This window comes from Myxococcus sp. CA040A (genome assembly GCF_013336725.1).
Classification (GTDB): domain Bacteria; phylum Myxococcota; class Myxococcia; order Myxococcales; family Myxococcaceae; genus Myxococcus; species Myxococcus llanfairpwllgwyngyllgogerychwyrndrobwllllantysiliogogogochensis.
Map to the genome: position 1 here is coordinate 336,842 of NZ_JABUMR010000007.1, position 20,882 is coordinate 357,723.

16 protein-coding genes are annotated in these 20,882 nt (G+C 68.1%); 10 read left to right on the forward strand and 6 right to left on the reverse strand.

The features are described 5' to 3' along the window. Nucleotides 1–687: 687 nt before the first annotated feature. From HUA75_RS31390 to HUA75_RS31410, 5 genes are all read right to left on the reverse strand, one after another. The gene (locus HUA75_RS31390) at nt 688–1,614 is read right to left on the reverse strand and encodes a carotenoid 1,2-hydratase (protein ID WP_141647700.1); all 927 of its coding nucleotides are present in this window, start codon (nt 1,612–1,614) and stop codon (nt 688–690) included. Next, nucleotides 1,611–3,068 carry an NAD(P)/FAD-dependent oxidoreductase gene (locus HUA75_RS31395; protein WP_141647701.1) on the reverse strand — a complete coding sequence of 486 codons (1,458 nt, stop codon included), beginning with the start codon at nt 3,066–3,068 and terminating at the stop codon, nt 1,611–1,613. Before HUA75_RS31395 ends, HUA75_RS31390 begins: the two co-directional genes overlap by 4 nt. Nucleotides 3,069–3,158: 90 nt before the next feature. Beyond that, complete coding sequence (locus HUA75_RS31400) at nt 3,159–4,175, reverse strand: phytoene/squalene synthase family protein (protein ID WP_174488478.1); 1,017 nt, start codon at nt 4,173–4,175, stop codon at nt 3,159–3,161. Then, entirely contained in the window at nt 4,172–5,719 is a 1,548-nt protein-coding gene (locus tag HUA75_RS31405) for an NAD(P)/FAD-dependent oxidoreductase (protein WP_174488479.1), read from the reverse strand. The genes HUA75_RS31400 and HUA75_RS31405 overlap by 4 nt, the downstream gene beginning before the upstream one ends. Nucleotides 5,720–5,726: 7 nt before the next feature. Next, nucleotides 5,727–6,812, reverse strand: coding sequence for a polyprenyl synthetase family protein (locus HUA75_RS31410; RefSeq protein WP_174488480.1), 1,086 nt, complete (start codon nt 6,810–6,812; stop codon nt 5,727–5,729). Between the two features lie 268 nt (nt 6,813–7,080). Between HUA75_RS31410 and HUA75_RS31415 the strand changes: the two genes are divergently transcribed. The 5 genes from HUA75_RS31415 to HUA75_RS31435 all read left to right on the forward strand — a co-directional run bounded on the left by HUA75_RS31415 (nt 7,081) and on the right by HUA75_RS31435 (nt 12,522). Further along, nucleotides 7,081–7,500: a hypothetical protein gene (locus HUA75_RS31415; RefSeq protein ID WP_254627859.1), complete on the forward strand. Its 420-nt coding sequence runs from the start codon at nt 7,081–7,083 to the stop codon at nt 7,498–7,500. After that, nucleotides 7,497–8,405: a TIGR01777 family oxidoreductase gene (locus tag HUA75_RS31420; protein ID WP_174488482.1), complete on the forward strand. Its 909-nt coding sequence runs from the start codon at nt 7,497–7,499 to the stop codon at nt 8,403–8,405. Before HUA75_RS31415 ends, HUA75_RS31420 begins: the two co-directional genes overlap by 4 nt. A 180-nt stretch (nt 8,406–8,585) precedes the next feature. Next, entirely contained in the window at nt 8,586–10,565 is a 1,980-nt protein-coding gene (locus HUA75_RS31425) for a hypothetical protein (protein ID WP_174488483.1), read from the forward strand. 107 nt (nt 10,566–10,672) lie between these two features. Next, nucleotides 10,673–11,737: an esterase family protein gene (locus HUA75_RS31430; protein ID WP_174488484.1), complete on the forward strand. Its 1,065-nt coding sequence runs from the start codon at nt 10,673–10,675 to the stop codon at nt 11,735–11,737. Nucleotides 11,738–11,904: 167 nt separating this feature from the next. After that, entirely contained in the window at nt 11,905–12,522 is a 618-nt protein-coding gene (locus HUA75_RS31435; RefSeq protein WP_141640934.1) for a hypothetical protein, read from the forward strand. 67 nt (nt 12,523–12,589) lie between these two features. Here HUA75_RS31435 and HUA75_RS31440 read toward each other — a convergent pair whose 3' ends face one another. Then, on the reverse strand, nt 12,590–13,222 hold the full coding sequence (locus tag HUA75_RS31440; RefSeq protein ID WP_174488485.1) for a hypothetical protein: 633 nt from the start codon (nt 13,220–13,222) through the stop codon (nt 12,590–12,592). Nucleotides 13,223–13,397: 175 nt separating this feature from the next. Here HUA75_RS31440 and HUA75_RS31445 point away from each other — a divergent pair, with 175 nt between their 5' ends. The 5 genes from HUA75_RS31445 to HUA75_RS31465 all read left to right on the forward strand — a co-directional run bounded on the left by HUA75_RS31445 (nt 13,398) and on the right by HUA75_RS31465 (nt 20,856). Beyond that, a complete protein-coding gene (locus HUA75_RS31445) occupies nt 13,398–14,435 on the forward strand; it encodes a hypothetical protein (protein ID WP_174488486.1) in 1,038 nt (345 codons plus the stop codon). Further along, nucleotides 14,419–15,216: a hypothetical protein gene (locus HUA75_RS31450; protein ID WP_174488487.1), complete on the forward strand. Its 798-nt coding sequence runs from the start codon at nt 14,419–14,421 to the stop codon at nt 15,214–15,216. The genes HUA75_RS31445 and HUA75_RS31450 overlap by 17 nt, the downstream gene beginning before the upstream one ends. A 32-nt stretch (nt 15,217–15,248) precedes the next feature. Continuing rightward, on the forward strand, nt 15,249–18,251 hold the full coding sequence (locus HUA75_RS31455) for an aldo/keto reductase (protein WP_174488488.1): 3,003 nt from the start codon (nt 15,249–15,251) through the stop codon (nt 18,249–18,251). A gap of 215 nt (nt 18,252–18,466) precedes the next feature. Next, complete coding sequence (locus HUA75_RS31460) at nt 18,467–19,885, forward strand: reverse transcriptase family protein (RefSeq protein WP_174488489.1); 1,419 nt, start codon at nt 18,467–18,469, stop codon at nt 19,883–19,885. Beyond that, nucleotides 19,882–20,856 carry a TIGR02996 domain-containing protein gene (locus HUA75_RS31465; RefSeq protein WP_141640938.1) on the forward strand — a complete coding sequence of 325 codons (975 nt, stop codon included), beginning with the start codon at nt 19,882–19,884 and terminating at the stop codon, nt 20,854–20,856. The genes HUA75_RS31460 and HUA75_RS31465 overlap by 4 nt, the downstream gene beginning before the upstream one ends. The last annotated feature ends 26 nt before the right edge of the window (nt 20,857–20,882 follow it).

Below are 20,882 nucleotides of genomic sequence, written 5' to 3' on the forward strand. Positions count from 1 at the left end.
GTGCTGGTTGAGACCGTACGGACTCGACGGGCACGTCCTGGTCTCGGGGCGCGAGTGTCTCTTCAGGACGAAGGTGATGCTGCGCAAGCTGAGGGCTTAGGTCCTCGGGGGGCGACTCCTCGTTCCGAGGCGCGAGAACCTCCTCAGGATGAAGGTGACTCTGCACTGGCTGAGACCGCAGTGCCTCAGTGGGCGACTCCTCCTTCCGAGGCGCGAGCGCATCCTCTGGACGAAGGAGACTCTGTGCTGGTTGAGACCGTACGGACTCGACAGGCAGGTCCTGGCTCCGGGGCGCGAGCGCATCCTCTGGACGAAGGAGACTCTGCATTGACTGAGGCCACAGTGCGTCGGTGGGGGATTCCTCGCCCCGAGGCGCGAGCGCTTCTTCAAGACGAAGGTGATGCTGCGCAAGCTGAGGGCGCAGGTCCTCGGTGGGCGGTTCCTCATCCCGAGGCGCGAGCACGTCCTCTGAATGCAGGCGACTCCCCGCGGGCTGAGCACACAGGACCGCTGCGGACTGCTCCGTGCTCCGAAGCGTGGACATCTCCGTCGTACCGAGGTGACCCTGCGCTGGCCGTGCCCCCGTGAACGAGCCGCCTCGGCGCACGCGCAGCAGGCGCGCAAGCGCGACGCCACTGAAGCCCGTCGCGAGCACGGCCCAGCCCAGACACAGGAGGACAGGCGCGTTCATGCCGCCGTCCCCAGCCGCGTACGGAAGTGCGCCATCCAGCGGATGAAGGGCGAGTGGAAGCGGCGGAAGTCCGCCACCTCACCCATGCAGTCCAGCGCGCCCTTGCGAGCCTCCAGTCGCGCATAGAACGGCGAGGACTCCAGAAGCCGTGCCTCACCCACCTCCACATTGCCCGTCTGCAAACGCGTGGGCACGCGCAGGCCCCAGCCCGTGATGACGGTGGGACGCGTCTGCGGCCCCGGCCCCCGCTCACAACGCACGCTCTGCTCGCACGCCGTCATCCGCAGCGGCGCCACACCATCCGGCAGGTGGTAGTCCACCACCGTCGTCGCATCCCCGCGATGCGTGCGCGCCCAGTGCCAACCCGCGAGCCGCTCGCCCAGCAACTCCTCGCCGTGGTTCGTGTCGTGGTAGCCCAGCCCCTCCGCCTTCACGCCGAGCGACGACACCTCCAGTCGCGCACGCGCTCGAGGCGCCAGGGCCTGCCAGTAGTGCGGAAGCTCCGGCATCAACCGCACCACCTCGCCCACCGGCGTCAGCGGCTCCAGGGTGAGGCGCGCACTCACGGGCCGACCCCAGGGCGCCGTCCAGTCCTCCACGTCCATGCGTACCGTTCCGCCCTCTCCATACGTCAGCGTCGAGCGTCCAATCCGCAACCGCCCCGCCGACTCCACCTCCGCGCGAGAGTACTCGCTCAACACCCACAGGCGGCGCACACCCTCGTGGTACAGCGCGAAGTTCACCGCGCTGTGCTCCATGGGCCGGCCGCCCCGTCGCGCCGCCACCGAATAACGCGGGGAGAACAGCGAGCCCAGCATGAAGATACACACCGCGCTGTAGGGCCCCGCCGTCACGTCCGCGTAGAACCAGCGATAGGCCCCCGCCTCGATGGGCAGCGTGGGTATGTCTCGCAAGGTGTTCATTCGCCCCTCCGCAGGTGCACGGAGGCCATCTCCGCGGCGAAACGGCCGGACAGCATCACCAGGGGCACGCCTCCACCCGGGTGCGTGCCTCCTCCCGCGAAGAACAGGCCCGGCGTGTTGCCCCGGATGCGCGGACGACGAAACGGCCCCAGCTTGCCGTGCGGCAGGAAGCCGTAGATGGAGCCACCCGGCGCCCCCTGCGCGGCCAGGTCCACCGGCGAGCGCTGGCCGATGACTCGCACGCGCCCCTTCAGCTCCGGGAAGTGCGCGACGAGCTTCTCGAACATCTGCGCTTTCACCTGCTCGGCCTGAAGCTCCCAGGCACGCGTCGCCACGTCCGCCTCCGCGGCATCCACGGGCAAGGGCGGCGCGTTCACCATGACGAACAGGCCCGTGCGCCCCGGAGGCGCCATGGTGGCATCCGTGGCGGACGGGTTGCAGAAGTACACCGTCGGGTCCGACGCGAGCTGCCCGCTGAACAGCTCGTCGAACTCGCGCCGGTAGTCCCTCCCGAAGAGCACCGCGTGATGGGGCAGCGCGGGGCGCCCCTCCACCTCCAGCAACAACACGAAGCCGGAGAGCGCCAACGGCTCCTCTCCACGACTCAGGGACTCCATCGGGTCCGCGTTCACCACCACGCTGTCGAAGCACGCGGCGTCCTCACCAGGGCCCACGCGGTAGCCATCGCGCGTGTGCGCGAAGCGGGCGCGCGTCTGGAGATGCACCGTGACGCCGAGCCTGCGCACTGCCTGTCCCAACGCGTTCACCAGCGCGCCCACGCCGCCCCGCGCATGGTGGACGCCGTACGCGCGCTCGATGTGCGGAATCAGCGCGAAGGCCGCGCTCGCCTCGTAGGGAGACGCGCCCGCGTAGGTGGCGAAGCGACCCACGTACTGCTGGAGGTGGTCGGTGCGCAGGTGCTTCACCGCCAGCCCGTGCAGGGACGACAACTGCATGCCCGCCATCACCGCGCCAATCCCCCGGCGAGCCACGCGCCCCATGAACCCGGCCATGCCCTCGAAGGGCGCCTCCAGGTACGGCTCACCCGCCGCGCCCCAGATGGCGGCGGCCTCCGCGTAGAAGCCGCGGATGCCCCTGCGCTCCACCGGCTTCACGTCGGCGGCGCTGTCCGCGGTGCGGTCCAAATCCTTGTACGCGGTGAAGGCGCACCCATCCCCGAAGCGGTAGGAGCACTGCGGCTCCAGCTCGGTAAGGGGTGGCATCAGGTCGAGCGCTCCCAGTTGCTCGAACGTCCCACGCACCAGGTCCGGCAACGTCAGCAACGTCGGGCCTGTGTCCAGCGTCACGCCATCCACCGTGACGGCCTGCGCCTTGCCACCCAGTGAGGCCCCGCCCTCGAAGAGCGTCACCGCGTGGCCTTCCTTCGCCAGCAGCCCCGCGGCGGTGAGGCCCCCAATGCCTCCGCCGACCACCGCGACACGCGTCGTGCTCATGGCCCCCGCCTTCGCCACGCCACCTCGGTGTCATGGAGGACACTCGCGCACTCGCGCTCAAGCGACCTCGATCCGGCCTTCGCACACGCATCACCCATGGCGTTGTCCCCCCACTTCGCTCGGCAGCAGTGGCACTCGCGGCTCGCCCGGAAGCGAGGGCAACACGGACTTGGGTCGGATGAAGGCCGCGGCGGCCAGCGACAGCTTGCGGCGCGTCGTCACATACGCCCGCGCGCTGAACACGTCGTAGTCGCGCGCCTCGATGTCACGGAGAATGTCGCCGTAGATGGCGCCCATCAGCCGCACCATCCGCTGACTGCCAAAGCCCGTGAGCGACGGCACGCCCTGCGCCGCGCGCGCGTAGTACGTCCGCGCGCGCTCCACCTGGAAGCGCATGAAGTCACGCCACCGCGCGTCCACCTTCCCCTGCCGCAAGTCGTCCTCCGACAACCCGAAGGACGCCAGCTCCTGGGAGGGCAGATACACCCGCCCCCGCTCCAGGTCCTCGCGCACGTCGCGCAGGATGTTGGTGAGCTGCATGCCCCGGCCCAGGTCCGCCGCCGGCTGCAGCGCGCCCTCGTCCGAGCACCCCAGCACCGGCGTCAGCATCAGCCCCACCACGCCCGCTACGCGGTAGCAGTAGAGGTCCAATTCCTCCCACGTGTCGTAGCGGTGCTTCGTCAGGTCCATCTCCATGCCGGAGATGAGGTCCTGGAAGGGCTGCTCCGGAATCCGGTAGTGGCGCACCGTATGCGCCAGCGCGGCGAACTCTCCCGCGTCCCACGGCGAGCGCGCCGCCACGCCCTCCAACCGCCCACCCGGCGGCCCCAGCTCCCGCGACGCCAGCTCCGGCATGGGCACATACAGCTCCGCCACCATGCGCCGCGCCCGCCCCAGTCGCACGGACAACTCCTCCATCCCGGAGCCGGCCTCATCCACCAGGTCATCCAGCCGTCGGCAGAACGCATACAGCGCGAACGCCGCTTTCCGACGCTGGCCGAACAACAGATAGGAGGCGAAGAAGAAGCTCTTGGCGTGGTGACGCGTCACCCGCCGGGCCAGCCAGTACCCCCGGCGCACCAGCGCCCTTTCGTCGGACACGCTCATGCCGCCTCCGCCACCTTCACCGGGGCCGCGCGCGGCGCCAGCTTCACGCCCTGCTGTCGCGCCCAGTCTCCCAGTCGCTCGGCGACGAGCCGCGCGGAGATGAGCACCGTGGGCAGCCCCGTGCCCGGCTGCGTGGAGGCCCCGACGAAGAAGAGGTTCTTCACCTTCGCGTCCTGGTTGGCCGGACGGAACGGACCAATCTGGAGGAAGTTCTGCGCCAGGCCGAAGGCACTGCCTCGCGCCAGGTTGAAGGTCCCCGCCCAGTCGTCCGGCGTGAAGACGCGCTCCACCTCGATGTCCGACTCCAGGCGCGGGAAGCCCAGCTCCGCCAGCCGCGCGAGGACCTTCGCGCGCAGCGCCGGCCCCTCCGTCTTCCAGTCCAGCGACGGGTGCTGGTGCGGCACGGGCACCAGCACGTAGAGCGAGTCCTTGCCCTCGGGCGCCAGCGACGCGTCCGTGCGCGTGGGCGCATTCACGTAGAAGCTCGGGTCCTCCGGCACGCGGAAGCGCTTGAAGATGTCCTCGAACGAGCCCCGGTAGTCGCGGCCGAAGATGACATTGTGATGCAACATCCCCGGGATTTTCCGGCGCATGCCCAGGTAGAGCATGTAGCCGCTGGAGGTGTAGCGCAGCGACTCGCGGCGCTTGAGCGTGGTGGCCTGGGGGTCCAGCAGCTTCTCGTACGCGTAGGGCAGGTCCGCGTTGCACAGCACCGCATCCGCCTCCAGCACCTCGCCGCCCTCCAGTCGGACTCCGGTGGTGCGGCCCCCGTCCGTGAGGATGCGCTCCACCGGCGTGCCGTAATGGAAGCGCACACCCTCCTCGATGGCCACCCGCTCCAGCGCCTGCGGAATGGCGTACAGCCCTCCCTTGGGAAACCAGATGCCCACGCCCAGCTCGGTGAAGGGCAGCAGGCCGTAGACGGCGGGCGACTCGAAGGGCGACACGCCCAGGTACATCGTCTGGAAGGTCATCGCCGCGCGCAGCCGGTCATCGCGGAAGAAGCGGCTGACGTCCGGGTACATGCGCCGGTGGGCGCGCACCTGGAAGATGCGGGCCAGCACGCGCGGGGACAGGTAGTCGGTGATGCCCGCGTAGTTGCGGCCCACCAGATGGTCCAGGCTGGTGCGGTACTGGACACGCCCCTGGGCCAGGAAGGCGAGGTAGCGCGCGTAGCTGCCGGGCTCCACCCGCTCCAGCTCGCGCCCCATGGCGCACAGCTCGGAGGTGAACGTCACGTCCGAGCCGTCCCGGAAGTGCACCCGGTAGTTCGGGTCGCACTTGAGCAACGTCAGGTAGTCCTCGATTCGGCGGCCGAGCGCGCGGAAGGTCTCCTCGAACACCTCCGGCATCAGCACGATGGTGGGACCGATGTCCCAGGAGAAGCCATCCACCCGCAGCCGGTTGCAGCGCCCTCCGGGTCCCACCGTCTTCTCGACGACCTGGACGTCGAAGCCCTGGTGCGCCAGTCGCGCCGCGGCGGCCAGACCTCCAACACCGGCGCCCACCACCACCACACGTCTGCCTTGTGTCCGCGGGCTCATGTGTTCCTCAGGCCGCGCGATGCGCGAGCCGCGCGATGAGGGCGTCCATCAAATCCCTCACGCCGTTGGGGTTGGGCAACGACTGGAGGGTGCGGCGAGCCGCGCGAGAGGCGCGCTCCACCATCCGCTCGCACGCGGCACGGCCGCCATGCGCCTCCACCAAGGCGCGAGCACGCGCCAGGGCCACCGTGTCCTTCTCACACTCCGGCAGGGCCCAGAGCGCCTCCAGCTCCTCACGTCCCTCGGGCGTGGCGCGCGCGAAGGCCGCGAGCACCGGGAAGGTCCGCTTGCCTTGGGTGAAGTCGCCATCCGACGACTTGCCCGCCACGCTGGAGTCACCGAAGAGGCCGATGAGGTCATCGCGGAGCTGATAGGCGAGCCCCACCTGGCGGCCCACGCGCTCCAACCCCTCCAGCAGCGCGGGGCTCGCGCCGCCCAGCATCGCGCCACACACCAGCGGCGCGCAGAAGCCGTAGCGCGCCGTCTTGAGATAGGCCACGCGCAGCACCTGGAACAGCGACACCTCCGACAGCGGCGCGCGCTCCAGCGACAGGTCCAGGTACTGGCCCGCCGCCGTGTGCCGGCACACCGACAGGTAGTAGCGGACGACCTTCGCCACGCCCGGCAGCTCCGACTCCAGCATCGCCTCCAGCGCTCGCGCGAAGAGGTGGTCGCCCACCACCACCGCCAGGTCCTCGCCCGTCCGGCCCGGCGCCAGCAGGTGGTGCAACGCCGCGCTCCCGCGCCGCAGCACCGCGCGGTCCGCCACGTCGTCATGAATCAGGAGGAAGGTGTGGAGCAGCTCCAGCCCCGCGGCGAAGCGCCACAGCTCCGAGGGCACCACTGGCGTGCCCTTCGCCAGACAGTGCCCCGCCATCACCAGCGCCGGCCGCACCCGCTTCGCGGGCCGCAGCGCGTACAGCCGCGCCTCCTCCAGCGCCCGCGTCCACCGCGGGTCCAGGCCCGCCTCGTCCGGCAGCTCGAACAGCTCCGACAGCGACGCCTCCACCTCCGCGTGCACCAGCCCCAGCCACGCCTGCTCCAGGGGGACCTCGCCCGGCAACGGCTGCGCAGCGGGACGCGGGAGTGCCATGGGGTGATCCTCCAGATTCAGGACGTTCCTGCCCCCCAGACGTAGCGTTTGCGTCGAGGGCTTGTCAAGGCTATGTACAGGGTTTGTAAGAACCTTGTCCACCGGGGGTCACCTCATGAGGATGTGGATCACAAGCACACTGGCGGCGGCCCTGCTCACGCAGGGCGCGTTGGCTTCCAGCCCAGCAGACGGCCCGCTCGACGCCACGTTACGGAGTTCCAGCGGAGATGAGGTCCGCCTCTCTCGTTGGCGCGGAAAACCGGTAATTATGTTTTATGAGGACAAGGACTCCACGACGCTCAACGCGGGGATGAAGGAAGAGCTCTTCGCGCGCGGCAAGGAGCGGAATCTCTTGGGCTCCGCCTGGGTGGTGGCGGTGGCGAATCTGAGGAAGTTCGACTTCTTTCCCGCTCGGCAGATTGCGCTGTCCTACGTGCGGGACGAGGAGAAGAAGGTGGGCGTGCCCATCCTGGTGGATATGGACGGGACGCTGGGCGCGCCGCCCTGGGGCCTGCCAATGAAGACCTCCAACATCCTCCTCCTGGATGCCCAGGGCGCCCTGGTCTACCGGCATTCCGGGAAGATGAAACCGGAGGAGCAGGTGGCGTTCTTCTCCGCGCTCAGCCAGTTGGTGGGGGTGGACCTCAACACGCCCGCGGCCCCCAAGGCCCCGGAGGCCGCGCCATGAAGGTGGCCGTCACCGGTGCCACGGGCTTTCTCGGCACGGGGCTTGTCCAGGGTTTGTTGAGCCAGGGCCATGGCGTGCATGTGCTGACGCGGGACGTGGCCCGGGCGCTGGAGAAGCTGCCTCCGGGAGTGACGGGGGCGCCCTTCGACGGGCGGACGGCGCTGGCTCCGGAGGCGCTGGCGGGCGCGGACGCGGTCATCCATCTGGCCGGCGAGCCGGTGGCGCAGCGGTGGAGCCGGGATGCGAAGCAGCGCATCCATGACAGCCGGGTGCAGGGCACTCGCACGCTGGTGGAGGCGATGAAGGCTGCGGGCACGGTGAAGCGCTTCGTGTCCACGTCGGCCATTGGCTACTACGGAGGCACGCGCGAAGCGGAGCCGCTGACGGAGCAGAGCCCGCCGGGGGACGACTTCCTGGCGCGCGTGTGTGTGGATTGGGAAGCGGAGGCGTGGGGCGCGCGCGGGGCGGGCATCGGCACGGTGGTGCTGCGGATGGGCGTGGTGCTGCACCCGGACGGCGGCGCGCTGCACAAGATGCTGCCCCCCTTTCGCATGGGCGCGGGGGGACCGGTGGGCAGCGGCCGGCAGTACGTGAGCTGGATTCACCGCGAGGACGCCCAGGCGCTGCTGCGCTTCGCGCTGGAGCACGCGACCCTGGAAGACGGCCCGGTGAACGCGACGGCCCCGGAGCCCGTGACGAACGCGGCCTTCGCCCATGCGCTGGGACATGCGCTGGGCCGCCCTTCGGTGATGCACATCCCCGCGTTCGTGGTGAAGGCGGCCATGGGGGAGATGGCGAAGGTCGTCCTGGAGGGCCAGCGGGTGCTGCCCGAGCGCGCGCGGGAGTCGGGCTTCACCTTCCGCTTCCCGGAGCTGGAGGCCGCGCTGAAACACCTGCTCGCATGAACGCTTGTTCGCACCGAGCCTTCACCTGACGCCTTGCACACATGTACCCGATGTGTGTGTTTCAAGCATCCTCGAACCGAGGGGAGCGCTCGCGCAACTTCAGACATCGACTCCTGAGAATTCAGAAGACAACATGACTTGAGCCTTCCCACACCCCCCTTCAGGCTCGAGGAGTCGACGATGACTGTGGAACGAGTAGGCAGTGGTGGTTCGTCCGAAGCGGCACAACGCGCGGCGGAGGCAGCGGCTCGACGCGCGGCGGAAGAGGCGGCGCGCCGTGCAGCGGAAGCAGCGCGCCAGGCCGCCGAGGCCGCGCGTCAGGCCGCCGAGGCCGCGCGCCAGGCGCAGGAAGCCAAGAAGGACGAGTCGACCTTCGAGGCCGCGGGCGCGAAGAACACGCTGAACCTGGATGGAAAGGGCTCCGCGCCGGCGACCTCGCTGTTCACGGAGAACAGCCAGGACGGCAAGGTCAACTGCCTGGACAAGGCGGCGGACTTCGTCAGCAAGAGCTCGCCGGAGCTGCAGGGCCGCTCGGACCTGGTGTTCCTCAAGGACTCGCGCACGGGCGCCGAGGGCCAGGCGGGCCACGTCGTCGTGCGGCAGGGTGAGCGCGTGCTCGACCCGAGCAACGGCAAGAGCTACGAGGACATGAAGAGCTACCTCAAGGAGCAGCCGCACTACTCCGAGGCCGGCTCCATCCCGGGCACCACCGCCGCGAAGATTCTGGCCACCGAGGCAGGCTCCCCCGAGCGGGCCCAGGCGCTGAGCGACGGGAAGGTGTCGCCCGAACTGCGGAAGATGATGGTCGCCGACCCGACCATTCCCTCGCAGGCCCCCGACGCCGCCAACGCCCCCACCGGCTCCCTCCCCCTTCCGCCCCTCACGGTGCCGGTGGGAAAGAACGGCTCGGTGGGCCTGGAGTTCAGCGCGGAGCTCGACAAGAAGGTCAAGAAGGCGGACGGCTACACCACCGTGGAGCTCTCCGCGGAGATGTCGGTGGGCGCGAACGCCGAGCTGGACATGAAGAAGGTGACCGTGGGCGGCGGCGTCTCCCGCGCGAACACCCAGACGTACGAAGTGAAGATGAAGGACGAGGACTTCGAGAAGCTGAAGCAGGGCAAAATCGCTCCGCCGCATCCGCTCAAGCCGGAGACGATTCCGAACGGCGCCTCGGTGAAGATGGACGCCGCCGAGCTCAAGGGCTTCTCCTACAACGGCAGCGTGGACGTGAAGGGCGTCGACCTGGGCCTGGGCGAGGAAATCCAGAAGGGCCGTGGCGTCTCCTTCGAGACCTCGAAGGATGACAAGGGCCAGGTCACCGTGACGGCGGGCCCCACCGACCTCATCAAGAGCGGGGCCTCCGTCAGCGTCGGCGCGGCGGGCGCCACGGTCTCCCTCAACGGGAGCACCGAGCTGACCGACTACAAGATGCGCACCGCCACGTTCGACGTGAACACGAAGGAGGGCAAGGACGCCTTCGAGCAGTTCGCGAAGACGAAGCAGCTGCCGGAGAAGGACGGCGCGGGCGTCTCCGACTCCGCCACCGTCGACAAGCTGGAGCTCTCCTCGGACGCCAAGGTGAAGCTGGAGCTGGGCCCCCTCAGCAAGGAGTTCCAGGCCGTCCCCGAGAACGGCGGCAGCATCACCATCACCACCAAGGGTGATGGCTCGCGGGACACGGTGCTGGAGACCCAGGACGCGGACGGCACGCGGCTCGACTACAAGCGCAGCTTCGACAAGGACGGCAAGGAGGTCTTCGACAAGGACAAGTTCGAATACAAGATGTTCATGGAGGGCCTGTCCGGCGGCGCCGAGTACACGTTCGCGCAGCAGTACAACGTCGACCAGCACGACTTCGACAAGAAGAAGGACATCGAGCTGACGTTCTCCGGAGACCAGCTCACCGAGCTCGCCGATCGCGCCCGCGACTTCAAGTCCCGGTGGGAGAGCCACTCGGGAAAGATGGCGACGAACCAGTTCGAGTTCGTCCAGAAGCTCGCCAACGCGAAGGACCCGGCCGAGGTCGCCGAAATCCTGACGTTGACCAAGAACGCCCCGCGAGGGCTCGGCGGTCTCGCGGAGGACCTGGGCCCCCTGCACGTCCCCGGCAAGCCGCTCCCGGGTGACATCCAGGCCCGCCACCGCGACAACGTCGGCTGAGTCCACCCGCGCTCCGGGGCCACCACACACTCCGGAGCACGGCGCGCGCCCGCGTGGCCGTCTCGCGCTAGAACGCGCTCCCTGGACCCACCAGGGAGCGACACGGGATGGACGCCAAGGAGCTGGAAGCAAGAGCGCGCGCCGAGGGGACGCCCGTCATCATCGGAGACACGGCCACCTTCGTGTGGCGTGGGCGAGGCCCCGTCTTCGTCCAGGGTGACTTCCAGGACTGGAGGGGCGAGCCGCTTGCGCTGGAGCGCGTGGCCCCCGGCCTGTGGACGCGCTCGCTGGCGCTGCCCCGCGACGCCTATGTCGAATACGCCCTCTTCGATGCGCACGGCCAACGGCTGAAGGACGACTTCAACACCCGCGTCTCCGACAACGGCTTCGGCGACGTCAACCACGCCTTCTACATGCCCGACGGCGGGCCCTCGCTGCCCCTGCGACGCCCCCGGGGCGTGCCGCGCGGCCGCGTCACCCGCCACCGCGTGGACATGTCCGACGTGGGCCTGGATGGACAGCGCACCGTGCACCTGTACGCCCCGCCGACGCGAGAGCCGGTGCCGCTCCTCGTCGTGCTCGACGGAGACGACTACCTGCGCCGCGTGCGCCTTCCGGAGCTGGTGGACACGCTGGTCGCCGACGGCCGCGTGCAACCCGTCGCCCTCGCGCTCGTCTCCAACGGCGGCCTGACGCGCGGCGTGGAGTACGCGTGCAGCGAGTACACCGTGGCCCTACTGCTGTGGAAGGTGCTGCCCCTGGCGCGGGAACACCTTTCGTTGGTGGACGAAAGACACAACCCGGGGGTGCACGGGGTGCTGGGCTCGTCGCTGGGCGGGCTGATGTCGCTCTTCATCGGGCTGCGCGCGCCGGAGACCTTCGGGCGGGTGCTGTCGCAGTCGGGGGCGTTCATCGTGGAAAACCACGAGTTCGTCGTGTTCGATCTGGCGCGGCACGTGCCCCGGCGCCCGCTGGAGGTGTGGATGAGCTGCGGGCGCTTCGAGGTGCTCCTGGAGGGCAACCAGCGACTGGGGCCCCTGCTGAAGGCCACGGGACACCGGGTCGAGTACCGGGAGTACAGCGGCGGGCACAATTACCCGGCCTGGCGGGATGACGTGGTGCGTGGGCTGGAGTGGCTGTTTCCCCCGCGGCCCGCGGCCAAGCGCCGGTAGTTGCTGTGCTTCTTCAAGTGTCTTCTGGCGGTCATCAGCGCTGCACTCGCGCGTGTGCCACCTCACCTTTGCACTGGACGCAACTGGCGCCGGGGGCGTCCGATAACTTCCTTGAGACTTCCCGGAGCCATGCCCGCACCGGCTCGCAGTCTTCCTGGAGCGCACTCATGTCGCGCATTGATGGTGGCAACCGTTCGTCCTCGCCGAAGAGCTCCGTCTCGGAGCGCTCCAGCACGGAGCGGCCGGACTCCGCCTCCAAGGGCGCGCAGCAGAGCCCCGGAAAAAAGGACCTCCCAGCACATCAGGCGGTGAGGCCGTTCCAGGGACGCAGCGACTTCGAGCCGGACCGCCGTCCGACGCCGCGCGCCACGCCGGCCATCAACGCCGCGCTGGCGCCCGCCGCCTCGGAGGCTTCGGCCATCGCCGGAGCGGACGCGGAGCTGGAGCTGCTCTCCGAGTTCCCCGATGCCGACGCCCAGGGTGGTCTCGCCTCCGCGATGCTGCATGCGCACGCGGACGAGCCCGCCTCGCAGGCGCGAATCGTGGAGCGGCTGAAGCAGGACGGCCGGCTGGAGTCGCTGTTTGGCGAGGTGTTCCGCGAGGGCAATCCCTACGTGGAGCAGCCGCACCGCGCCGCCGTCGTCCGCGCGCTCGACACCGCGATGGCGCGAGGCACCGTGACGAGCGACGACCTGCGCACCTTCACCCGGGGCGCCTACGCCCAGGAGTGGCAGCAGATCGGCTCCGAGCTGTCCACGTCGGACGCGGGCCCGAGCAAGCCGTAGCTTCCCACTGACGGTCCACCACCGTTCGCGCCATGGGTGAGTCGCCCATGGAGATGGTGGACGTGTGTCAGGCGCCGAGCCGCCCGATGAGCGCGCCTCGAACGGCCTGGGCAACGGCGCGTGAGTCACCGGCGAGTTCCTCGGGCAGCCAGTAGTAGAGCAGCCGGCCGCTCGTCTCCACCTGGGCGCGGACGAAGCGCATGCCCTGGGCCTCCGCGCGCTCGGGGCTTCGGGGGAAGCACTGCTTGCACAGGCAGGGCAGCGCGGAGTGCTCCTGATGCGCGGTGAAGTTGATGGGGCCACCTCCCGCGCTCGCGAGCAGGAGCTCCGCGTCCGTCGCGGTGAGGATGCGCGGAGTCTGGAGGGACATGCCCAGCGCGCCCTTCGCGGCCTGGAGGCCCTTGCCGGATTCGAAGCGCAGCGTGGGGATGGCGGACGTGACGTCGGTGATGGGGATGCGGTTCTTCCGACCGACCCAGCCCTCGTCATCGGAGGACAGGCCCTCCAGCACGGCGACGAGCCAGAGGGACTCGTTGGGCGGGCGCACCGTGACGAGGAAGAGGCGTCCACCGTCTTCGAGCGGGGACAGGTGCCTGCTCTGGCTGCGGTAGCGGTCCGTCGGCAACACCTGGCCGGGTGAGAGGCCAGCGGCCTCCTTCTCGAAAATCGCCTTGCTGATGATGGCCAGCATGTCGGGCATGTCCGCATTATAAACCACCACATTGCTCGCTGGAAGCTAGCGTCACAAGCAAACAACCAGCAATCATGACGCCGCCATGCCCAACGAACTCATCTTCAGACATTCCAACGAGATCCAGCAGGCCTGCCCCCCAAAGCACTCGCACTAAACCTACCGACACCCTCAGGGAACCACCATGGCACGCCACACGGTTGAATTCGCAAACGCCATCATCCGAACCGACGACAAAGAGCTCATTGACCTATTCAGTCCAACAATATGGCCCGCCCTCACGGACAACACCCTTAGGCGAACCCATGGAGACTCAGCATTCTTCATCAACGAGTGCAAAGGCCTAACGATTCAACACAACAACAAAGAATACCAAGCCATAACAGCGCGATTCATCAAAACCACAAAATTGAAGCGAGCACAATACTACAACGAATCCGAAGGCTTAATTGCCGACCCCCAAATACTTGACTCAGCCCCATCAGCAGTATTCCTCTTAATCCTCAATAACCACAAACTAATATACCTACACGAGACCGCACACGCTCCCCCACTTTCTCAATTAGAAAAAACCCTAAGTTGGCTAATAAAAACCACCACGCAAAAAATCATCCACCGGGAATACACAGCGCGGCGCCCCAAGAAAGACAAAATAAGCCTTCGGAAGCTACAGGCCGAAAACCCCCAGCCCGATGTACATATTATCCCCATTCCACACGAAGGTTCCATCTCGGAATTTGTCGAGCTATTCGAAAAAATCAAGAGCGTCGAGGTTCGACTAATCCGCCCAAACAGCGAAATCGACATCAATCCATTCTTCGGAATGGCACGCCAGGAGCAGGAGCGAATCAAATCAAAACAAACCACAATCACACAGAAAAGCCCTGATGGACTCTCTGCGTCCGGAACAAAGAACTACCTCGCTGCCGCCAGCAAACAAGCCAATGCCCGCGTAAGCGTCACTGGAACCAACGAGGCCGGCAAGAAAATCAGCGGAGACAACGAAAAGTTCAGCATCAAAACATACATCAGCACCATCCCAACAGGACTAGTGAGCATTGCCAAAAAACTATTCATGGAATTCGAGAATCTCACGAACGGCCATCCGATCGAAAAACCTCCTCACGCAACCGCCATCGACACACAAGCCCAAAGAATCGCCCAAACAAACAATTGGCAAACCGTCCGCATAGAGGAAGACGACAGTGCCTCTTCCGACTGAGCCCAATCCAGAAGAACTCACGCAAGAGAAGAACCTCTGGGAACTCTATCGATCCTCAAATGCCCTACCCAAATCAACCCAAACTGCTTGGCTCAAATACTCTATCATCACCGTCCTCACGGCATACGCCATTGGAACAGCAACCATCGAAGGGTGGGGGTACAAAGGCATCATAACGTCAGTACGCGGATGGGCTAGCGACGGACTAAGCTTCTCGTCCCAAGTAATTGGCTTCGTGCTCGCTGGATTCACTATTTTCGCAACAATGAACACGAGCACATTCACTATCACCCTGGCCAGACATCGCGAACCCAAAACAACCCTTCCGTTCATCAAGTACATCTACCTGAGCTTCATGCGCGTGTTCGCGCTTTATGTTGGATTCATTGGATTCTGCCTCATCATTCGCCTGCTTGGTGAGCCTAACGGTGTCGCCTCATTTGCCATCGGCACACTTCCGAGCGCATGGCACGACACGACAAAGCAAATCATCTCACGCATGGGCTTTGTCGTACTGGGCAGTTGGTTCTGGTTTATCGTCATAGATCTCTACTCCTTCATGTTTAACGTCTATCACACCGTAATGTCATCGGTCAGATGGGAACTCGAACGCAAACCAGAGCAAGCAGGGCCTTCCTCCCAACCACAGGAAGAACCGCACCTTTCAAGCCCAGAGCCACCTCAACCATCCATGCCAAGCCACACTGACGCACCCAGCCAAGGCAAACTAAACAATCTGCTCGCTCAACTCATCAAACGCATCAAAAGAACTAGCTCATAAAAAAGCACTAAAGCACTACAGCGAAGCCCCTAATGAAAGCACCATTCACCTCGCCATTTCAATTGCTCGACGAGGATGTCACGGTGCGGCGCGAGGCCGTCGGTGCGGTCGCGGCCTCGGAGTTGGTGGGACGCTATGCGCTAAGACAGGCCCTTCTCACGGATGAAGATGCGGAGGTACGCGCCGTCGCCGCACGGCGGCTCGGGGATGCGAGGGATGCGCGCTTTGCTTTCGCACTGCTCGAAGCGCTCGGCGATGCGATGCCGAAGGTGCGGGACAGGGCGTGGCGCGCGCTGGCTCGGCTGGGAGTGGAAGCGCTGCTGCCTCACGCGGAGCGAGCGGTGCGGCGGGAATCAGTATGGTGGGTTCGCCGAGCGATGGTGCGTGCGTCGGCCTCCGTCGCGGGCTCGGGTGCGGTAGGGGTGTTGCTCGCGGCGCTGGAGGACCCGTTCTGGCGAGTGCGTCATGCAGCAGTGCAGGCCCTGACGTGGCTGGGAGCGGAGAACGAGGAACTGCGGCACCAGGTGCGGAGGGCGGCGGAGGCGAGGGATCAAGGACCGATGCGTTCGGCGGTGGTGTGGCTGGAGGGTGAGTGGCGTGCAGTGGCCTCGGGTGAAGTGGGGCCTCTTCCGTTTGAAGCAAATGGAACCATGATGGCGACCCCTCGGACAGAGGGATCACACGTCGACGATATGGAAGCGAGACTCACGAATGAGGACCCGGCGGTCACCACCGCGAGACTGGAGGCTCGCCCCGCAGGGTCCCTCTCCGCGCGGGAGCTGGTGGAGTGGCTGGGAGATCCGCACGAGCCTCTTCGCGTTCTCGCTCGTCGGCGACTCCTCGAGCGCAAGGACCCGGAAGCGCTGCGCCTCGCGATGCACTGGCTGGACGAGCCGCGCGTACCACATGCACAGGACGAGGCTCGCGCGCTGCTGGAGCGCCTCAACGTGGACGAGGTCGACCTCGCGACCCGCGTCCTCGCGGCGCTCCCTCGTCCGGGCTCGCTGGCCTGGGCCGCGCGTGTCGCGGTGAAGCAGGGGCACGAGACACTCCTTGTTCGGGTGCGCGCGCTGGCGAGTCACCCCGCGGCCGCCATCCGCCGTGCGGCGCTCTCCGCGCTCGTATTCGACCCGGACAGTCGCGGCCTCGTGTTGAAGGCTCTCGACGACGAGGACACCGCCGTGCGCGCAGAGGTCATCGGCGCATGGGAGCGCCGGCCCCGATCCACCGCCGCCGTCCACGACTTCGCCTCGGCGCTGGTGGCCTTCGCTCCGCGCGCCACCTCTCCCCGAGAGCGGCGGGCCGTCGCGACAGCCGCCGCGTACCTGGAAGCCTCCGAGCCACTCCTCCACGCCTCTCAAGACGAGGACCCCTCCGTGCGCGCGGTGGCACTGCAAGCCCTCGCGTCCCTGGATTGGCTCACGGAGACCGAGCGTCAGCACGCCGAGTCCCACGAGGACCCATGGCTGCGCGCCGCAGTGCTGGACGTCGACAGCGCTGCTCGGGTCTGCCTCGCGGACTCAGACCCGAGCGTGCGGCGCATGGCGTTGCAGCTCGCCCTCTCGCACGGGCGCGCGCTCGCAGTGGAGGACCCTTTGTTCCAGTCCACCCTCGCGCTCGGCTGCGCCCTCTCTCCCGACCCGTGGATACGAGCCCGCGCCGCCGAGCAACTCCGACCCGAGAACGGTGACGCGGAGCTGCGCGCCCTGCTGCGCCTGTCGCGCGACACCGAGCTGATGGTCCGCACGGCGGCGGCCTCTCCGCTGGAAGACTGCGACACACTCGATGCACGACTGGAGTCCTTGCTGGGATTGCCGGCCACCGATGCACCCACCGCGCCACCGGGGCCACTCGACACGCGACAGGCAGTGCCACCACGCCAGTCCGCCACCGAGAGCGACACGGATCTGCGCATCGCCGCATGGACCTGGCGCTTGCGCCGCGCGGATAAGAACGCCTTCGCCCGGCTCCGTGACGCCCTGCTCGCCCACGCCGAGCCCTCTCGCGTCGTCACCCACCTGCAAGCGCTGTCCCTCACCTTCCCCGATGCGCTCTTCACCGCCGAGCCCGAACTCGCGCGTCTCCGCCCCACCTCCACCCCGCGTCAGCGAACCACCCCGTCCCCGCGCCCAGCGCATCCACCGCGAGCCTCGTCCCGCCCCCTGGGACGCACGGGCCTGAACGTCTCGCCACTCGTCCTCTCGGGCGCGCACCTCACCACGCGCGAGCCCTTCTTCGAGGCGTACGAAGCCGGCATCAACACGTTCTTCTGGGAACCCCGCTACGCCGCGCTGACCCAGTTCCTGCGCAGCGGTCGCGGCCCTCGCGAACGCTCCGTCATCGTCGCGGGCACGTACCACTCGGGCCCGGCCGCCATCCGTCGCGACGTGGAGTCCGCGCTGCGGCGCCTGCGCACCTCCTGGCTCGACGTCTTCCTCCTCTTCTGGGTCCGCGCCCCCGAGCGACTCTCCGACGAGGACTACTCCGCCCTGGAGCGCCTGCGCACCGAAGGCAAACTGCGCGCCTTCGGCTTCTCCACGCACCTGCGAGACCTCGCCCGCGATGCACTCGCGCGACAGCCCTGGCCCGTCGTGATGACCCGCCACAGCGCCGCGCACCCGGGCGCCGAGGCCGCGCTCCTCCCCGAGGCCCAGCGCCAGGGCACCGGCGTGCTCACCTTCACCACCACCTGCTACGGCCGACTCCTGCGCCCCGTCCCCGGCGCGCCTCAAGACACCACCCTCCCCTCCGCGGTGGACTGCTACCGCTACTCGCTCTCCCAACCCGGCGTCAGCGCGAGCCTCACCGCGCCACGCAACCGCCGCGAGCTGCTGCACAACCTCGACGTGCTGTCCCGCCCTTGGATGGAGCCAGATGCCCTGTCCGCCATGCGCGCCCACGGCGAGCGCGTGCGCGCACAAGGGCGACAGCTCGACACCCTGGTGCGTCGGGCGCCCGGAGGGCCTCGGGAAGCCCTGCTCGCACTGCTGGAAGAAGATGGGCCCGCGGAGTTCGACGACCTTCCTTCAACGTGAAGGATGTGGTGAGCTTCGCTCCGCTCCTGGGGCCGCGTGCAGCCAGCCTTTCGTCCGCGATGTCACGTCGCGGCTGCCGATGACACCCATTGAAGGACGACGCGGTACGAGGTCCGCCTGGCGGGCTTCCCCGACCTCGTCCGCCTCTGCCGTGCAGGTGGCGGCGTCCCCAGGAGCTCGTGGTTCCCACCGCACCGGTGGCCCTGGAGCGCTGAATGGACCTGGTCTCACTCCTCCTCGAGCTCAAGCCCTTGATGGAGGACCCGGAGGCGCACTTCAGCCGCATCGCCGAGCTGCTGGAGCGTCACCAGGGCCTCGCCGAATACGAAGTGGCCCGCTTCTACGTCAGCCGCCACTGGAGTGAGACCGTCGCGCGGCGCCTGGGCAGCGTGGACCCCCGCGAGCGCCTCCAGGCCGTGCGCCTCATCCCCCTGCTCTTTCCCCGCGTCGCCGCCGCCGGACATCTGCGCCGCCGGGTGAAGGACGCTGACTCCCGCGTGGCCTCCGCCGCGCGCGCCGCCGTGCGCAAGCTGGGCCTCGCGGACGTGTCGCTTCCCGACAGCCGCGTAGAGCCGCCGAGGCGCCCGAGCCCCAGGTCCGTGGGAGGCTGGAACCCCACGGGCTGGCTCTTCGGCCTCTACCCGGGGCTGCGCGACGACGAGGTGAAGCGCAAGCCCTCCGCCACCGAGAACCTGCCCCCGCTGCAATCCCGCGAGGACGTGGCGAAGCTGGTGGGCGTGGACGTCGCGGAGCTGGACGCGCTGATGCGCCCAGGCTCCGGCGAGGGCTCCGGCTACGTGGAGTTCGAGACGCCCAAACGCTCCGGCGGCGTGCGCCGCATCTGCGCGCCCCGCGCGAAGCTCAAGGCCGCGCAGCGCGCCCTGCTCGAGGGACTGCTCGCGCACCTGCCCACGCACCCCGCCGTGCATGGCTTCGTGCCCGGCCGCTCCACGGTGACGAACGCCGAGGCACATGTCGGCGCCCACGTCGTGGTGCGCGTGGACCTGGAGGACTTCTTCCCCACGGTGCACTACCGCCGGGTGAAGGGCTTCTTCGAGGCCCACGGCTACAACGACGAGGTGTCCTCCACCCTCGCGGGCCTCACCACCTGGCGCCCCAGGCTCCCGGACGGCACCGTGGTGTGGCCCGGCGTGCTTCCCCAGGGCGCGCCCACCTCGCCCGCCATCGCCAACCTCGTCTGCCGCCGCATGGACGCGCGCCTGCACGCGCTCGCGAAGAAGGCGGGCGCCTCCTACACCCGCTATGCGGATGACCTGTCCTTCTCCTTCGCCAGTCCTCCGGAGCGGCTCGGCCGCTTCCTCTGGTGGGTGAACGCCATCCTCCAGCAGGAGGGCTTCTCCGAGAACGGCGCCAAGCGCCGCGTCATGCGCCAGGGAGGACGCCAGCGGGTGACGGGCCTCACCGTCAACCAACGGGTGGCCATCCCTCGCGAGGACCGCCGCCGATTCAAGGCCATCCTCGCCAACTGCCGCAAGCACGGCGTGGAGTCCCAGGCGCGAGGCCGCCCCAACTTCCCGGCCTGGCTGGAGGGTTACGCCGCCTACGTGCGCATGGTGCATCCGGAGCTGGGCGCGCGCTGGCAGCGCGAGGTGAAGGAGCTGCTGACCTCATGAGCGACCTCGATGCACTGCTGGCGAAGGTGGTGGCGGACCCCACCAACGACGCGCCGAGGCTGGCGTGCGCGGATGCACTTCAAACCGTGGATGCCGCGCGCGCCGAGTTCATCCGCGTGCAGCTCGCCCTGCCCGGCCGCATGGACCCGGCTCGACGCCGCTCGCTCCAGTCGCGCGTGCGGGAACTGATGGACGCGAATGGCCGCGCCTGGCTCAAGCCCCTGCGCGACGCGAAGGTGCATGAGCCGCGCTACCACCGGGGCTTCATCGAGGAGCTGAGTCTCGCGGAGGACCGGCTCGCGAAGCACGGCCCGGAGCTGTTCGCGCTGGAGCCCGTATCCCGGCTGTGCGTGGACACGCGCGACGGCAAGGGCCTGGAGCACGCCGCCGAGCAACCCTGGTTCTCCCAGGTCCGCTGGCTGCGCCTGGAGGGCTCCGGCGTCGATGCGGCGACGAAGGCCCTCGCGGCCTCACCTCGGGCCGGACACCTGTCGGGCCTGGTGCTCGCGGGCGCGAAGGACACCTCGGTCCGTGCCCTGGTGGAGAGCAAGGCCCTGCCCGCGCTGCGCTCCGTCAGCTTCTCCAGCGGCGCGCTGACGGACACGAGCGCGGAGGTGCTCGCGAAGGCGACCCTCGTGTGGGAGCGGCTCTATCTGTCCGGCTCCGGCCTGTCCGACGAGGGCGTGGCGACGCTCGCGGGCGCGAAGGGCCTGGGCGCGCTCCAGTGGCTGACGCTCAACCGCAACGAGCTGAGCGACGAGGCCGCGGAGGCGCTCGCGAAGAGCAAGGGCCTCACCGGCCTCGAACGTCTGGAGCTGTCGCAGAACGACCTGAGCGAAGAGGGCGCGCTCGCGTTCCGCACCGCCAAGGCGCTGCCGAAGCTGCGGCGCCTGGAGCTGATGGAGATGGGCCTGGACCGCGACGAGCTCGGCCCGCTCGTCAAGCGACTGGGTGCCGGACTGCGACTCTGAGCGGCGCCGAACCCGGTGCACCGGGG

What these genes read in the sequence shown, in the direction of transcription:
- HUA75_RS31440 (WP_174488485.1), bottom strand. Translation starts at nt 13,222, where the DNA reads ATGCCCGACATGCTGGCCATCATCAGCAAGGCGATTTTCGAGAAGGAG.
- HUA75_RS31395 (WP_141647701.1), bottom strand. Translation starts at nt 3,068, where the DNA reads ATGAGCACGACGCGTGTCGCGGTGGTCGGCGGAGGCATTGGGGGCCTC.
- HUA75_RS31445 (WP_174488486.1), top strand. Translation starts at nt 13,398, where the DNA reads ATGGCACGCCACACGGTTGAATTCGCAAACGCCATCATCCGAACCGAC.
- HUA75_RS31430 (WP_174488484.1), top strand. Translation starts at nt 10,673, where the DNA reads ATGGACGCCAAGGAGCTGGAAGCAAGAGCGCGCGCCGAGGGGACGCCC.
- HUA75_RS31455 (WP_174488488.1), top strand. Translation starts at nt 15,249, where the DNA reads ATGAAAGCACCATTCACCTCGCCATTTCAATTGCTCGACGAGGATGTC.
- HUA75_RS31390 (WP_141647700.1), bottom strand. Translation starts at nt 1,614, where the DNA reads ATGAACACCTTGCGAGACATACCCACGCTGCCCATCGAGGCGGGGGCC.
- HUA75_RS31400 (WP_174488478.1), bottom strand. Translation starts at nt 4,175, where the DNA reads ATGAGCGTGTCCGACGAAAGGGCGCTGGTGCGCCGGGGGTACTGGCTG.
- HUA75_RS31425 (WP_174488483.1), top strand. Translation starts at nt 8,586, where the DNA reads ATGACTGTGGAACGAGTAGGCAGTGGTGGTTCGTCCGAAGCGGCACAA.
- HUA75_RS31465 (WP_141640938.1), top strand. Translation starts at nt 19,882, where the DNA reads ATGAGCGACCTCGATGCACTGCTGGCGAAGGTGGTGGCGGACCCCACC.
- HUA75_RS31460 (WP_174488489.1), top strand. Translation starts at nt 18,467, where the DNA reads ATGGACCTGGTCTCACTCCTCCTCGAGCTCAAGCCCTTGATGGAGGAC.
- HUA75_RS31435 (WP_141640934.1), top strand. Translation starts at nt 11,905, where the DNA reads ATGTCGCGCATTGATGGTGGCAACCGTTCGTCCTCGCCGAAGAGCTCC.
- HUA75_RS31410 (WP_174488480.1), bottom strand. Translation starts at nt 6,812, where the DNA reads ATGGCACTCCCGCGTCCCGCTGCGCAGCCGTTGCCGGGCGAGGTCCCC.
- HUA75_RS31420 (WP_174488482.1), top strand. Translation starts at nt 7,497, where the DNA reads ATGAAGGTGGCCGTCACCGGTGCCACGGGCTTTCTCGGCACGGGGCTT.
- HUA75_RS31415 (WP_254627859.1), top strand. Translation starts at nt 7,081, where the DNA reads ATGTTTTATGAGGACAAGGACTCCACGACGCTCAACGCGGGGATGAAG.
- HUA75_RS31405 (WP_174488479.1), bottom strand. Translation starts at nt 5,719, where the DNA reads ATGAGCCCGCGGACACAAGGCAGACGTGTGGTGGTGGTGGGCGCCGGT.